At 28.6% G+C, this 13,855-nt stretch carries 18 protein-coding genes; all 18 read left to right on the top strand.

Annotation, left to right across the window (positions count from 1 at the left end; genetic code table 11):
- Positions 1–9 precede the first annotated feature (9 nt).
- Positions 10–609, top strand: a complete 600-nt coding sequence (locus tag NG901_RS05175; RefSeq protein ID WP_205449212.1) for a chemotaxis protein CheC — start codon at positions 10–12, stop codon at positions 607–609.
- A gap of 18 nt (positions 610–627) precedes the next feature.
- The gene (locus NG901_RS05170) at positions 628–987 is read left to right on the top strand and encodes a response regulator (RefSeq protein WP_252212686.1); all 360 of its coding nucleotides are present in this window, start codon (positions 628–630) and stop codon (positions 985–987) included.
- A 24-nt stretch (positions 988–1,011) separates the two neighbouring features.
- Entirely contained in the window at positions 1,012–1,407 is a 396-nt protein-coding gene (locus NG901_RS05165; RefSeq protein ID WP_252212685.1) for a chemotaxis protein CheW, read from the top strand.
- Between the two features lie 22 nt (positions 1,408–1,429).
- Complete coding sequence (gene fliM, locus NG901_RS05160) at positions 1,430–2,425, top strand: flagellar motor switch protein FliM (protein WP_252212684.1); 996 nt, start codon at positions 1,430–1,432, stop codon at positions 2,423–2,425.
- Entirely contained in the window at positions 2,418–3,578 is a 1,161-nt protein-coding gene (gene fliY / locus NG901_RS05155) for a flagellar motor switch phosphatase FliY (RefSeq protein WP_252212683.1), read from the top strand. Before fliM ends, fliY begins: the two co-directional genes overlap by 8 nt.
- 359 nt (positions 3,579–3,937) lie before the next feature.
- The gene (gene flgM / locus NG901_RS05150; protein WP_252212682.1) at positions 3,938–4,216 is read left to right on the top strand and encodes a flagellar biosynthesis anti-sigma factor FlgM; all 279 of its coding nucleotides are present in this window, start codon (positions 3,938–3,940) and stop codon (positions 4,214–4,216) included.
- Between the two features lie 3 nt (positions 4,217–4,219).
- A complete protein-coding gene (locus NG901_RS05145) occupies positions 4,220–4,630 on the top strand; it encodes a flagellar protein FlgN (protein WP_252212681.1) in 411 nt (136 codons plus the stop codon).
- Between the two features lie 173 nt (positions 4,631–4,803).
- Positions 4,804–6,681, top strand: coding sequence for a flagellar hook-associated protein FlgK (gene flgK / locus NG901_RS05140; protein WP_252212680.1), 1,878 nt, complete (start codon positions 4,804–4,806; stop codon positions 6,679–6,681).
- Positions 6,682–6,972: 291 nt separating this feature from the next.
- Entirely contained in the window at positions 6,973–8,196 is a 1,224-nt protein-coding gene (gene flgL / locus NG901_RS05135) for a flagellar hook-associated protein FlgL (protein WP_252212679.1), read from the top strand.
- Positions 8,197–8,213: 17 nt separating this feature from the next.
- Positions 8,214–8,639, top strand: coding sequence for a flagellar assembly protein FliW (gene fliW / locus NG901_RS05130; RefSeq protein WP_252212678.1), 426 nt, complete (start codon positions 8,214–8,216; stop codon positions 8,637–8,639).
- Positions 8,640–8,643: 4 nt separating this feature from the next.
- Complete coding sequence (gene csrA / locus NG901_RS05125; protein ID WP_252212677.1) at positions 8,644–8,859, top strand: carbon storage regulator CsrA; 216 nt, start codon at positions 8,644–8,646, stop codon at positions 8,857–8,859.
- A 176-nt stretch (positions 8,860–9,035) separates the two neighbouring features.
- The gene (locus NG901_RS05120) at positions 9,036–9,392 is read left to right on the top strand and encodes a flagellar protein FlaG (protein ID WP_252212676.1); all 357 of its coding nucleotides are present in this window, start codon (positions 9,036–9,038) and stop codon (positions 9,390–9,392) included.
- Between the two features lie 20 nt (positions 9,393–9,412).
- Entirely contained in the window at positions 9,413–9,709 is a 297-nt protein-coding gene (locus NG901_RS05115) for a hypothetical protein (protein WP_252212675.1), read from the top strand.
- Between the two features lie 12 nt (positions 9,710–9,721).
- Entirely contained in the window at positions 9,722–10,099 is a 378-nt protein-coding gene (fliS, locus tag NG901_RS05110; RefSeq protein WP_252212674.1) for a flagellar export chaperone FliS, read from the top strand.
- A gap of 21 nt (positions 10,100–10,120) precedes the next feature.
- On the top strand, positions 10,121–11,716 hold the full coding sequence (gene fliD / locus NG901_RS05105) for a flagellar filament capping protein FliD (protein WP_252212673.1): 1,596 nt from the start codon (positions 10,121–10,123) through the stop codon (positions 11,714–11,716).
- A gap of 4 nt (positions 11,717–11,720) precedes the next feature.
- Positions 11,721–12,047, top strand: coding sequence for a flagellar protein FliT (locus tag NG901_RS05100; RefSeq protein ID WP_252212672.1), 327 nt, complete (start codon positions 11,721–11,723; stop codon positions 12,045–12,047).
- A gap of 92 nt (positions 12,048–12,139) precedes the next feature.
- Positions 12,140–12,319 (top strand): YjfB family protein, encoded by a 180-nt coding sequence (locus tag NG901_RS05095; RefSeq protein ID WP_252212671.1) that lies wholly within the window; start codon positions 12,140–12,142, stop codon positions 12,317–12,319.
- A gap of 251 nt (positions 12,320–12,570) precedes the next feature.
- The gene (locus NG901_RS05090; protein ID WP_252212670.1) at positions 12,571–13,776 is read left to right on the top strand and encodes a flagellin N-terminal helical domain-containing protein; all 1,206 of its coding nucleotides are present in this window, start codon (positions 12,571–12,573) and stop codon (positions 13,774–13,776) included.
- Positions 13,777–13,855: the final 79 nt, after the last annotated feature.

Below are 13,855 nucleotides of genomic sequence, written 5' to 3'. Positions count from 1 at the left end.
AGGTATGAAATGGAATATGCCAACTTCAATAGTATGCAATTAGATGCACTAAAAGAAGTATCTAATATTGGTGCTGGAAATGCTGCAACTGCTCTTTCGGTAATGATATCTGAAAAAATAGATATGACAGTACCATCAGTAAATATAGTAAAACTTGAAGATATTATTGAATTGAATAGTGAAGAAGAAGTTGCAGGGATTGTTATTAGAGTACTTGGAGATATTTCAGGGAATATTCTTTTAATTTTTAATGCCAATAGAGCTAAAACTATGATTGAAAGATTAGCAGGTTGTGAGGAAGAAATTACTAGTGAACTAGGAAAATCAGTTTTATGTGAAATAACTAACATAATTACAGGGTCATACATGAATGCAATAGCTGAGTTCACTAATCTTAAGATAATTCCATCAGTTCCTGCAGTTGCATATGATATGATTAGTGCAATTTTAACAACAACATTCATAGAATCTTGTCAATATGAAGAAAATATACTTGACATAGAGACAGTTTTCTTAGATGATACTCAAGAGGAGATTGGAGCACATTTTTATTATGTTCCAATGCCGGGCTCATTAGAGAAAATATTAAAATCAATTGGAGTAAATTAATTTTGGAGGGAGATTTAAATGGCTAAAGTTTTAATAGTAGACGATGCAGCGTTTATGAGAATGATGATAAAGGATATATTAGAAAAGAATGATTTCGAAATAGTTGGAGAAGCAAGTAACGGTGCAGTAGCAGTAGAAATGTATAAGAAAGAGAAACCAGATGTTGTAACAATGGATATAACAATGCCTGATGTTGATGGTATTGAAGCAGTTAAACAAATAAAAGAATTTGATCCAAGTGCAAAAATAATAATGTGTTCTGCAATGGGACAACAATCTATGGTTATGGAGGCAATAAGAGCAGGAGCAAAAGATTTTATAGTAAAACCATTCCAAGCTGATAGAGTATTAGAAGCAATAAAAAAAGTACTTGGTTAAAATGCAAGTATGGGGGTGTATTAAATGCAGATAGTAGTATTTAAACTAGGAAATGAATATTTTGCTGTTGAAACAGAACGTGTTCAAAGTATAAATGATATGATGGGTATAACTAGAGTGCCAAAAGCACCTAGTTATATCAAAGGATTAATAAACTTAAGAGGAAGTATAAAATCACTTGTTGATATAAATCTGTTATTAAATGTTGACTCAAGTGCCAAACAAAATAACATAATAATATTGACTGTTAAGGAAGAAGAAATCGGAATATCAGTTGATGAAGTTGACGAAGTGTTAGATATAGAAGAAAAAGATATACAAAGATTAGATGAAAATAATGGACCAGATTATGTAAAAGGAATTGTAGATTATAACGACAAACTTCTAACAATAATAAACATTGATAAGTTATTAAATTAGTAATGAAATGAGGGATAAAAAAATGGCAGATGTTTTATCACAAAGTGAAATAGATGCCTTGTTATCTGCTTTATCTACAGGTGAGTTAGAACCAGAGACCGTACCTAAGGACGAGGAAAAACATAAAATAAAGTTATATGATTTTAAAAGTCCGCAAAAATTCTCTAAAGATCACATAAGAACTTTAGAACTAATTCATGATAACTTTGCAAGAATAACTTCAAATTATTTAACAGGACAAATAAGGAAGAATGTTAAAGTCAAAATAGAAACTGTAGAACAGATAACCTATGAGGAATTTATACATTCCGTACAAAATCCTACTATCATCACTATATTTAAAATGCCCCCTTTAACAGGATCAATTATATTTGAAACAAACCCTAAATTGTCATTTCAAATAATAGATATTTTACTTGGGGGAAGTGGAGATAGGAAAATAGGTAATAAAGAATTTTCAGACATAGATAAGAATATAATAAGACAAGTTACTACTGGAATGATCAGTAATCTAAAATTAGCATGGGAAGATATTTTAAATGTAAGTCCTGAGGTAGAAGGAATAGAAACAAATCCAGCAATAAATCAAACATTAGCGCCAAATGAACCAGTAGCCCTTATTACATTTTCTGTAGAATTTGGAGAACACAGTACATTTATGAATATGTGTATTCCATATTTAAGTATAGAGAAAGTATTAGACAAATTAGTAGTACAATATTGGTTCCAAAACGATGATGAAACATTAATTGCGGAATCAAGAGTTAAAATGGAAGAAGGAATCCAAAAGGTTGATATTGAAGTATTTGCAGAACTTGGCAATACAAGTATCATAGTAGATGATTTCTTGAAATTAACTAAGGGCGATATTATTAAGCTTGACAATAAGAGCTCTTCACCTATAAAGGTATATGTAGGAAATGAAGAATGTTACTACGCTAAACCTGGTGTATCAGGGAAAAATATGGGTGTTGCTATTTTAGATATAATAGATAAGGAAGTGAAAGAGTATGAGTAATAGTTTTCTATCGCAAGAAGAAATAAATGCGCTTCTAGCAGGAGAACTTGGTAATGAAGAAACGCAAGAAGTTCCTCAAGATAATGGGAATACAGAAAAATTGACTGATATTGAAAAAGACCTGTTAGGGGAAATAGGAAATATATCCATGGGATCAGCTTCTACAGCTCTTTATCAAATTATTAATCAAAACGTAAATATAACAACACCTATAGTTTCCTTAACAACATTAGAAGATATGAAGGCTTCTTTTGAAACTCCTAACATAGTTTTAGATGTTGAATACACAGAGGGAATAATAGGAAGAAATATATTGGTTATGAAGACAGATGATGCAGCTGTAATAGCAAATCTGATGATGGGTGGAGATGGTAAGGTTGCCGAAAATCCTGAATTATCAGAAATAGAAGTTAGTGCTGTTCAAGAAGCAATGAATCAAATGATAGGTTCAGCAGCAACTTCCATGGCAACAATGTTTTCACGTAGAGTAGATATATCTCCTCCAAAATCAAAGTTGTGGAAAGAAAAAGAGGAACCTATTACAGACACTTTATCAGAAGATGAGGAAATAGTAAGAGTTTCATTTAGATTAATAATAGGAGATCTTGTTGATAGTAATATAATGCAAATATTACCATTGAATACGGCTAAAAAGATAGTTTCTATAATGATGGGTCAAGAAGATAATAATAGTAAAGTTAGTGAGCCAGCAAAGGTTGTAGAAGAAAAACCAGTAGTTCAAGCAACTACGCAAAAGACAGCTACTCCTCAGCCAGCACCACAACCAATCCAAGCGAAACCTATAGTAGAACAACCAAGGGTGCAACAACAATCAGTAGAAGTGCATGAAGCAGCTTTTGAAACACTAGTTCCAGGAGATACTTCACAAACACCTAAGAATATAGACTTAATTTTAGATGTTCCATTAGATATATCTGTTGTTTTAGGTAGAACCAAAAAGAGCATAAAAGATATATTAAACTTAAGTACTGGATCTTTAGTTGAATTAGATAAATTAGCAGAAGAACCAGTTGAAATATTAGTTAATGGAAAGAAAATAGCTTATGGTGAAGTTGTTGTTGTTGATGAAAATTTTGGTGTAAGAATAACAAGTATAGTAAGTAATGCTGAAAGAATAAGATCTCTTAGATAATTAAGAGTAATTGAAAATATATGGAGATATAATTAATAGTATATAATTTTGGTATCAAAAGTTATATAAATTAATTATATCTCTATTTTCAGTGTAACTTTGGAATTGTTATTTATTTTCATATGCCTTAAATAAAATTAGTAGTATAATTTTAATATCAGAAAAATTAAGAAACGTAGTGTCTTAATAAAATTATTTTATTATTAAATATTTGTAAAAAAGATTTCACATTTGTAAATGAGAGAAATACTTATATTATTAAGGTATTAATTTGTTAAAAATAACTAAACTTAATATATAAGAGTACGATAATAAAAGAAGAAAGATGAGAAAGATAAGATTGTGGAGGTAAAAGAAATATGAGTATTAATAGAATTAATGCACATTCTGCAGTGAATATATATAATTCTAATAAAAACATTAATAAAGTTGAAAAAGCTAATAAAGTTGAAACAAGAGATAGAATAGAGATTTCAGCACTTGGAAAATCTATAAAAGATTACTCTTTGGAAAATAATATAGATAATGCTAAAAAAGTAGCAGAAATTAAAGAAAAGATACAAAATGGTACTTATAAAATAGATTCTAAATTAACTGCAAAGAGTATATTAGAAGCTATAAAGGAGAATAAAAAATAGATAATGATAAACAAACTAACAGAGATAATAGAAAATGAAGAAAATGCATTAAGAGAATTATTGGGTCTGTTTGAAGTACAATATAAAATGATAATGGAAAAAGATGTGTTTGGATTAGAAGGATTAGTTGACAAGTTGAATGAATGTAATAAAAAAATAGCTGGTGAAGAAGTAAAAAGAAGACAACTAATCGGAAAACAAAGTATCAAAGATATATTAAACACAGCTAATGATGAAAAATTGTATAAATCATATGATAAAATTCAAAAAACATTGAAAGATTTAACATTTCAAAAAGAAACTAATGAAATGCTATTAAAACAACAAATAATGTTTAATAATCAAATGTTAAACATTATGAACCCTAATAGGGAAATGAAGACTTATAACTCTTATGGTAATTTGAGAAGATAATACTCAAAAGAGTGTAAGTCTTTTTAATTATAGCTTATATTTTAGTAAGATGTTTATATATGCCACTTTACATATGGGATATATAAACATATATTCAAAATATAGATAATTAAAAACATGGATGGGGAATAAAAAAGACATGGATGTAGGAATTTTGAAAGGTAGGAATATGAATGGCAGGATTATTTGATACATTTAATGTGGGAAAAAGAGGGTTAAATGTACAACAAGGAGCAATAAATACAACGTCTCATAATATTGCAAATGCAAATACGGTTGGATTTTCAAGACAAAGGGCAGTAGCAACAACTACAAGACCTTTTGGAGGAATGTCTAGATTTGATACGTGTACAGTAGGACAAGTTGGTACAGGAGCAGAAATTTCATCAATAGAAAGAATAAGAGATTCTTTTATTGATTTTCAAGTAAGACATGAAAAGGGTAAGCTTGGAAATTATGATGTTCAAGATAAATTTTTATACAGCGTAGAAAACATATTTGGAGAACCTTCTGATTCAGGAATACAAGAATTATTAGGAGAATTTTTTGATTCATTCCAAGAATTATCTAAAAAGCCACATGATTCATCAACTAAAACCATAGCACTTCAAAAAGCATCATCATTATCAGATGCATTAAATAATACTTATACGCAACTTAATAAACAATTAGGTGATGCGCAAGAATTATTACAAGTTAATATTAAGGATGTAAATAATTATTTAGATCAAATAAATGAACTAAATAAGCAAATAGCAAGTGTATGTGCGGTTGGTCAAAAACCTAACGATTTAATGGATGCAAGAGACAATCTTTTAGATGAGTTAAGTTATAAATTTGGAATAACAGTTGATAGAAAAGAAAAAGAAGCTATAGATTTAAAATTAGAAGGATATCAAAATGATAAAAATCCTGTTAACAATTTAGTTAATTCAAGCCCAACAGATGAAAGATACACTAGATTTTCTTATGTTAAGAATGCCGAAGTAGAAAAGGATGCTGCTGGAAAGGTTACAGTTAAATTACAGTATCATCCACTAGGAAATTTAAATGCTAAAGAGCAAACTGTTACAATTGAGTGTGCAGACGAAACTGAAGCAAAGAAAATTGCAGAATCTTTAACTCAAAATAGAGTATTAACAGCGGATAAAGATGGAAATGTTACTGTAAGAGAAAAAGGTGCTGAAATTACCCCTCCAACTATACCACCGACATATAAATACAATACAAAAACTTTAAAAGATGGAGAAACTATAAAACAAAAAGACTTAGATATAAATACGGGGATATTACAAACTCATAAATTAGATGTTGATGTTAATACTGTAGATAATAAACATATAAAAGGTGATATAGCAGGTAATCAAGGTGTACAAGATACTATAAAGGGATATATGGCTGATTTAGATAGAATTGCTGTAGGACTTGCTTATTCTGTTAATGCAATTCAAACAGGAAGTAAAACACCAACTGACAAGTATGAACTTATCTTTACTAACAATGCAGATGTAACAGGGTTGACTGGCGTAGCTAAAAATGAGGCATTAGAAAAAAACATAAGTGCCAAAAATATAACGATTAATAAAGATGTATTAAAAAATGTATCACTATTAAATGCTTCAAGTAAAGATGAGGCTGGTGAAGGTAATGGTGATAGAGCACTTGCAATTGCGAGTCTTAGAACTGTAAAGATGAATTTATCTAATTCTAAGGATATAAAAAGTAGAGATGATTTCTTTAATAATACAAAGGTAAACTTTGATGATGGAATAAATATGATAAGTAGTGCACAAGGTTCTACAATTAATGCTTATTATAAAGAAATAATAAATACATTAGGTGTAAATGCAGAGACTGCAAGTAGAAATGTAAGTGGTCAAGGTAAAATATTAAAAGACTTAGAAATGCAAAGATTATCAACATCAGGAGTTTCATTAGATGAAGAAATGACTAATTTAATACAATTTCAACATGCATATAGTGCAAATGCTAAAATAATTTCAACAGTAGATGAGCTACTTGAGGTTGTTATAAATGGACTTAAGAGATAGTTGGGTGTATATGAATTTATAAAATTTTAAAAGTCTGATGAAAGCTAGAACTTTAGAAATTTAGTTGAGAATTGAGAGTGGAAAGTGGAGAGGTAAGGAAAAGATTCGTTATTGAAATTTTGAAATATATATTATTAGAAAGTCTTTAAGACTTTCAACCAAAACTCTCAACTCTCAATTATCCACTCTCAACTAAAACGTATGGAGTAGCTACTTTTTATATATGAACGTATTTTAAATGAAAAAAATGAAAAGAAGTATATTTATATTAAGAAATAGGAGGCGAAGATTATGAGAATAACTACAAGTATGTTAGCTTCAAATTACAAAAGTAATATGACAACAAACTTGAATCATATACAAAAAATTCAAAATCAATTATCATCAGGTAAAGAAATAAGTAGACCATCAGATAATCCATATAAAGTTTCAAGAACAATGCAAATGTATACGGAAATTGGAGCTAATAAACAATACAACGAAAATATTAAAGATATCTCAAATTGGTTAGATACAACAGATACTTCATTAAATCAAATGGGAAATGTATTTGCAAGGGTGAGAGAACTTTTAGTTACAGCTGGTAATGGTGGATATGGTCCTGATGAAAAAAAAGCCATACAAGATGAAATTAAAGAAAGAGTTAATGAAATGGGTCAAATATTAAATACTAACTTTGATGGAGTATATATATTTGGAGGAACTAAAAGTACATCTAAGCCTATAATGGTAAATTCTAATGGTGAATTATGTTATGCTGATAAGGATGGAAATGCTGTAAGTAAGACTACAGATGGAGTGAAAATAGAACTTACAAATCAAATTAAGAGTGATGACAACACAAAAGTTATTAAAAACATGGAAAAGAAAGGCGACAATATAGAAATAACAATTATAAATAATACAGATCCTGCAAATCCTAAAGAAGAACATTTAGCACCAGTTAAAATTACTGCAGCTGATGGTAAACCACTTGAAGGAAATGATTTGGAAAATGCATTTAAAGCAGTATTAGATTCAAACGGTTTTTCTTCTAATCAGAGTTTAAGTAGTGCAGTATCTATGGTGCCATCTTTTGATGCATTAGATCAAATAGGATCAGATTTAAATGTTGAAGTTTCTCAAGGTGTTTTAATTAATTATAATAAGAATGCAGTTGATATTTTAGAAGGCAATGGAACTAATGTTATGAATACATTAAATAAAATTATAACAAATCTTGGAGCTGGTGGAGATAAGTCTAAAATAACTGGTGAATGTCTTGGCGAAGTTGATGATATAATTAAAAATTTACTTCAAAATAGATCAGAAGTTGGAGCTATGCAAAATAGAATGGAATCTGCTCAAGACAAGAATGAATCAGAAAATTTAGATATGACAGATATTTTATCAAAAACTGAAGATATTGATTTTACGGAAAAAATGATACAGTATTCAATAATGCAAACAGTATATATGGCAGCACTTCAAACTAGTGCTAAAATACTTCCGGCAACGATATTAGACTATTTATAAAATAGGAGGAATAAACTATGGTATTTGTTTCTAAGGTACAAGGAAATATAGAATATGAAGAAAAAGATAAAATTACTTTAAGAAAAGGAATTTTAGGATTTGAAAATTTGAAAGAATATATTTTAGTTGATTTAAATGAATGCGAACCTTTTAAATTACTTCAATCTTTAGAAGATGAAAATACAGGCTTTATTGTAGTGTCTCCTTTTGAATTTTTTAATGATTATGAAATTAAGTTAAGTGATGAAGAAATTAATAAATTAGATGTAAAAAATCAAAATGATATTATTTTATTAACTACTGTAACATTAAATTCTGATCCAAAAAAAATTACTACAAACTTAAAGGCACCTATAATTATAAATATTTCTAATAATTTAGGGGAACAAATAATACTAGATAACTTAGATTATAAAATAAAACATCTTTTAATAGAGGAGTGATAATATGTTGATTATTACAAGAAAAAAAGATGAGTCTTTAATGATTGGTGAGGATATTGAAATTACAGTATTAAAGCTAGAAGATGGAAGTGTTAAGCTTGGAATAAATGCACCAAAGGAAACAACTATATTAAGAAAAGAATTATATGAAGCTGTTAAAGAAGAAAATAAAAAAGCTGTGAGTATAGATGTAAATTTATTAAAAGGATTAAAGAAGTAATTTTTTTAGCTTTGTTTTAATAGCGTGTTGATATATCCATAGGTAAAGTAGAATGAATAATTGAACTTAGGAATACTAAAAATGAGTATAGTCGAATTACAATGACACTTTATTTATTAAATATATATTTAAAAGAAATTATTAAAAAATTAAATAGGTATTGAGGGTGAATAAAAATGAATATTAATCATATAGGACAAGTTAATATTATTAACAATGATATTGAAGGTGCTACATCAGAATTTAAAAATGCAAACAATGATGTACAGATAAAACAAGTAGAAAAATCTGATTCCTTAGATAATGATTACAGCAAAGAAGAATTAGATAAATCACTTAAAAAATTAAATAAATTTTTAGAAGATGATAAAGCACATGCAGAGTATTCTGTACATAAGGATTTAAAAGCGATAATGATAAAGATAGTAGATGATGCTACCAAAGAAGTGATTTTGGAAATTCCTCCAAAGAAAATACTAGATATGGTTGCAAGTATGTGCAAGCAATTTGGATTATTAGATAAGAAAGCTTAATTATCTTAGGGGGGATTGAGATGGAATTTAGGCTTAATAAGGTTGACACTGATATTAGAGATAAATTAAAAGAAGAAATTAAGACTGATAAGATACATGGAAATAATCATATAAGTATAAAGAAAGATTTAAAAGAAGACGAAAATAAAGATAAGGGTCATAAAGAAACAGAAGATAAAAATAAAAAATCCCCAAAGAAATACATTACAATTGAGGGAATAAGGTGTAATGTAAAAAACTTATATGTAAAGGTAGAAAAAGTAGAAAATTTAAATGAAACAAACTCTAAAGGTAGATTTTTAGATATAGAGAAGTAGGAGGAAAAATCAATGTATTCTAATGGATATACTGCTTATAAAACTAATAGTGTTAATTATGCATCAAAGGAGCAATTATTATTAATGTTAGTTGATGGTGCAGTTAAGTTTTCTAAAATAGCGAGACAAGCTATAATTGATAATGATGTAAAGAAATCACATGAAAATATAGTAAAAACAGAAGATATATTTACTGAACTTAGAGCATCAATTGATACAAATGCTGGGGAATGGGCAGTAAATATGTTTAATATTTATGGATTCATAAATGAAAAACTTTTTGAGGTAAACTTAAAAAAAGATGTTAAAACAATGGATGAAGTTATACCTCTTATTGAAGAAGTAAGAGACATATGGCATGAAGCTGAAAAGAAATCTAAAAGAGCATAATAAAAAAAGGAGTGAAGTGAAATGAGAATTACAGGACTTGCAACAGGCCTTGATATGGATGAAATAATCAAGAATTCCATGAAACCTTATAGAATAAAAGTAGATCAAATGACACAAAAGAAAGATGTTGTTGAGATAAAACAAAAATTATATAGGGATGTTATAAAAGACAATAGGGACTTTTTTAATAAACATTTAGATATAGCTAAAAGTGATAGCTTATTAAAAGCATCAAATTGGGCGTCAGTTAGCTTTTCATCAAGTGATGAAAACGCAGTAACTGCAAAAGCAAGTGGTGGAGCTATAAAAGATAATTATACAGTTAGTGTAGAACAATTGGCTTCTAAAGCATCAACTACTTTAAAAGATGGTGCAACTGGAACACAAACACTAACAATTAGTGCAGGAAAAGTAGAATTTGATGTTGTAAAAGATGATACTAAAACAGCAAAAGAAAATGCCACAGCAACAATAGCTAAATTTAATACAAAAATAGAAGAATTAAAGAAAACTTCAGGATTAACAGATAAACAATTGAAATCTTTAAATATTACAGCTAAATATAGTGAAATTAGTAAGGGAATAGTTTTTGAGGCTAAGGATTTTGAACAAGGTGGTTTTCAAATTAATTCACAACCAAAAGCTGAAGATAAGCCACTTATTGCCACTATTTCAAATAGTAAAAATGAGACGTTTTCAATTACTGATAAATATACAAACTCAGTAACAGTAGATGGTGTTTCTTTTAATTTTAATGATGTAAACTCAACATTTAAAAAGGATTTAGATGGAAAAACTTTATTAAAAGATCCTAATGGAAATTTAATAGTAGAGAGTGGTAAGCCAGTAACGCTAACAGGAAAAACTGATGCAAAAGAATTAAAGGACAAGATTGTAGCATTTGTAAATGATTATAATAAGCTTATAGAAAAAATGAATACAACTGTGAGTACTAAGCATGATAGAAGTTATAATCCTCTTACAGCTGATCAAAAGAAGGATATGTCAGAAACAGAAGTTAAGCTTTGGAATGAAAGAGTTGAAAAAGGTCAATTATATAAAGATTCTGATGTTACAAGAATAGCTAATGATATGAAAGATTCTATGAGAACTTTAATGGAAGGTAGTGGATTAAAACTTGAAAAGATAGGAATAAAGCCTGTAAAGGATTATTCAGGAGATTTAAATGGAACATTTACAATAGATGAGGATGTACTTAAAACAGCTTTAGAAAATAATACAGAAGATGTTATGAATTTATTTATTACACCATCTCCAACTGAAGAAGAATTAGCAGGGTTATCATCTAAAGAGATAACAAAAAGAAAAAATCAAACAGGTATATTATTTAAGTTAAAAGATACCATAGATGTGGAGTTTAGAAAAAGTACTAGTTCTCCTCTTTTAAAGAAGGCTGGTTTTGAAGGGACTTCTACATTTTCGACTAATGAACTTAGTAAGAACATAACAAATTATGAAAAGAAGATAAAAGATATGGAAAAGAGTTTTTCAAGAAGAGAACAAGCATTATATTCTAAATATGCTACTCTTGAAAAAATGATGAATAAACTTAATTCACAACAATCTAATTTAATGTCACAGTTGGGAATGAACTAAAAATATGAATATAGATATTTTTAATGAGTATAGAGAAATAACTTTAGAAATAATAAATTCAATAAAAAATGATAAAGAAGACATTTCTTTATTTGAAAAAAGAGATAATGCTATTAAAAAGATTTTAGCTTTAGATTTAGATAAAAGTGAAATAAAAAAAATATATTCAAAAGAGAAATTAGATGTATTAGACAAAGAGTTAGAAAATATTTTAAAAGAAAAAATGTTATCTGTTAAAGAAGAAATACAGGAAATAGCTGTTAAAAAACAAGCCAATTTAGGCTATGCTAATGTTAATAGAGGAAGCAACTTTTTTTCAAAAAGGGTTTAGTGCTAAATAAAAAATTCTGTTTAGTAACTTATTGGTGTATGCATAAGCAAAGGTGGTCAGAATAATTAAATAAAAGAAAGGGTGAAATATTTATGGATATAGGAGCAATGTCAATTTCTATGAATCAAGGAACTTTAAAAACTGCAGTTCAATTATCTGTTTTAAAGCTTGGGATGAATTCAGAAAAACAAGTTGCTGATCAAATGACAGAAATGATGGATAAGATGGCTGTTGAACCTGGAAAAGGAATAAATTTAGATAAAATAGTTTAAAATATGTTAAGTATTATAATTTACGTGCGATATAATATGTAGTAAGATTTAGTTTGCTTTTGAAAGTGTTAAATAATTTATAAAAATATTTTATTAAAAACTATAAAGTGAATAATAGGTCAAACGATATAATAAATATAAACATTTAATAAAACAAATAAGTTTTAAATATTAAAGTCAAAAGCTTTAATTTTAAATAAATAAAAAATTAAGGACATGGATGTCCAGTTAAATTCAAGGAGGAATTTATTATGATTATTAATCACAATATGAACGCTATGAACGCTCATAGACAAATGACAGGAAACACAAGTACAGCAGGAAAATCAATGGAAAAATTAAGCTCAGGTTTAAGAATAAACAGAGCTGGAGATGATGCAGCAGGTCTTGCAATCTCTGAAAAAATGAGAGGACAAATTAGAGGATTAGATCAAGCTGGAAGAAACTCACAAGATTCTATATCAATGATTCAAACAGCTGAAGGTGCTTTAAATGAAACTCACTCAATTCTTCAAAGAATGAGAGAATTATCAGTTCAATCATCAAATGATACTAACAATGATACTGACAGAAAAGCTATTCAAGAAGAAGTTAACCAATTAGCAGATGAAATCGATAGAATCGGTAATACAACAGAATTCAATACTAAGAAACTTTTAAATGGTGATGTTGTTGGAGTTAATGGTAAAGTTGATGGAACAGTAACAGTTAATAATAATAGTTCTGTTGGTAATATACAAATTGGTACAGATGCTACTACTGTGACTGCATTAAAAGATGCTACACAAATTAATGGCGCTGTAAGTATAACTAAAACAGGAGTTGGCGCTAGCGGAACTGCACAATATGAATTCCGTAATAATTCAGGAGCAAAATTAGATGCTACTAACATTACAATAGCGACTAATGGAATCACAATAAGTGGTACTGCTGGAATAACTAGTGGAGACGTTAAATTTGACGCAACAGGTATAGGAACTAATATGAAAGTTGGAGAAAGTATTACATTAGTATTCAACAAGACTGAGGCAGAAACTACTGATGGAAGTCACTCAATAACAGCTCAAATTGGTGCTAATTCAGGTCAAACTATGCAAATTGGTATTGGTGATATGAGAGCAAAAGCTTTAGGATTAAAAGCTAATGATGGAACTGCCATTAAGGTTGATGATAAGTATTCAGCAAATGCTGCTATATCAACAGTTCAAAATGCACTTGAAAAAGTTTCATCTCAAAGATCAAAACTTGGTGCTGTTCAAAATAGACTTGAACATACAATTAATAATTTAGGAACAGCTAGTGAAAACTTACAAGCATCAGAATCAAGAATTAGAGACGTTGACATGGCTAAGGAAATGATGAATTTCTCTAAAAATAATATTCTTAGTCAAGCTGCACAAGCAATGCTTTCACAAGCTAATCAACAACCACAAGGTGTTTTACAATTATTAAGATAATTATAAAAGCCAGTAATAATATCAAAAAGCCAGCTTTTAGCTGGCTTTTTTTGAAATAACATATAATTGAAGGGATTAC

The sequence above is a fragment of the Clostridium sp. CMCC3677 genome (genome assembly GCF_023845585.1).
In the GTDB taxonomy this organism is placed as follows: Bacteria; Bacillota; Clostridia; order Clostridiales; family Clostridiaceae; genus Clostridium; species Clostridium aquiflavi.
This window is presented reverse-complemented; position numbering and strand designations above follow the sequence as displayed.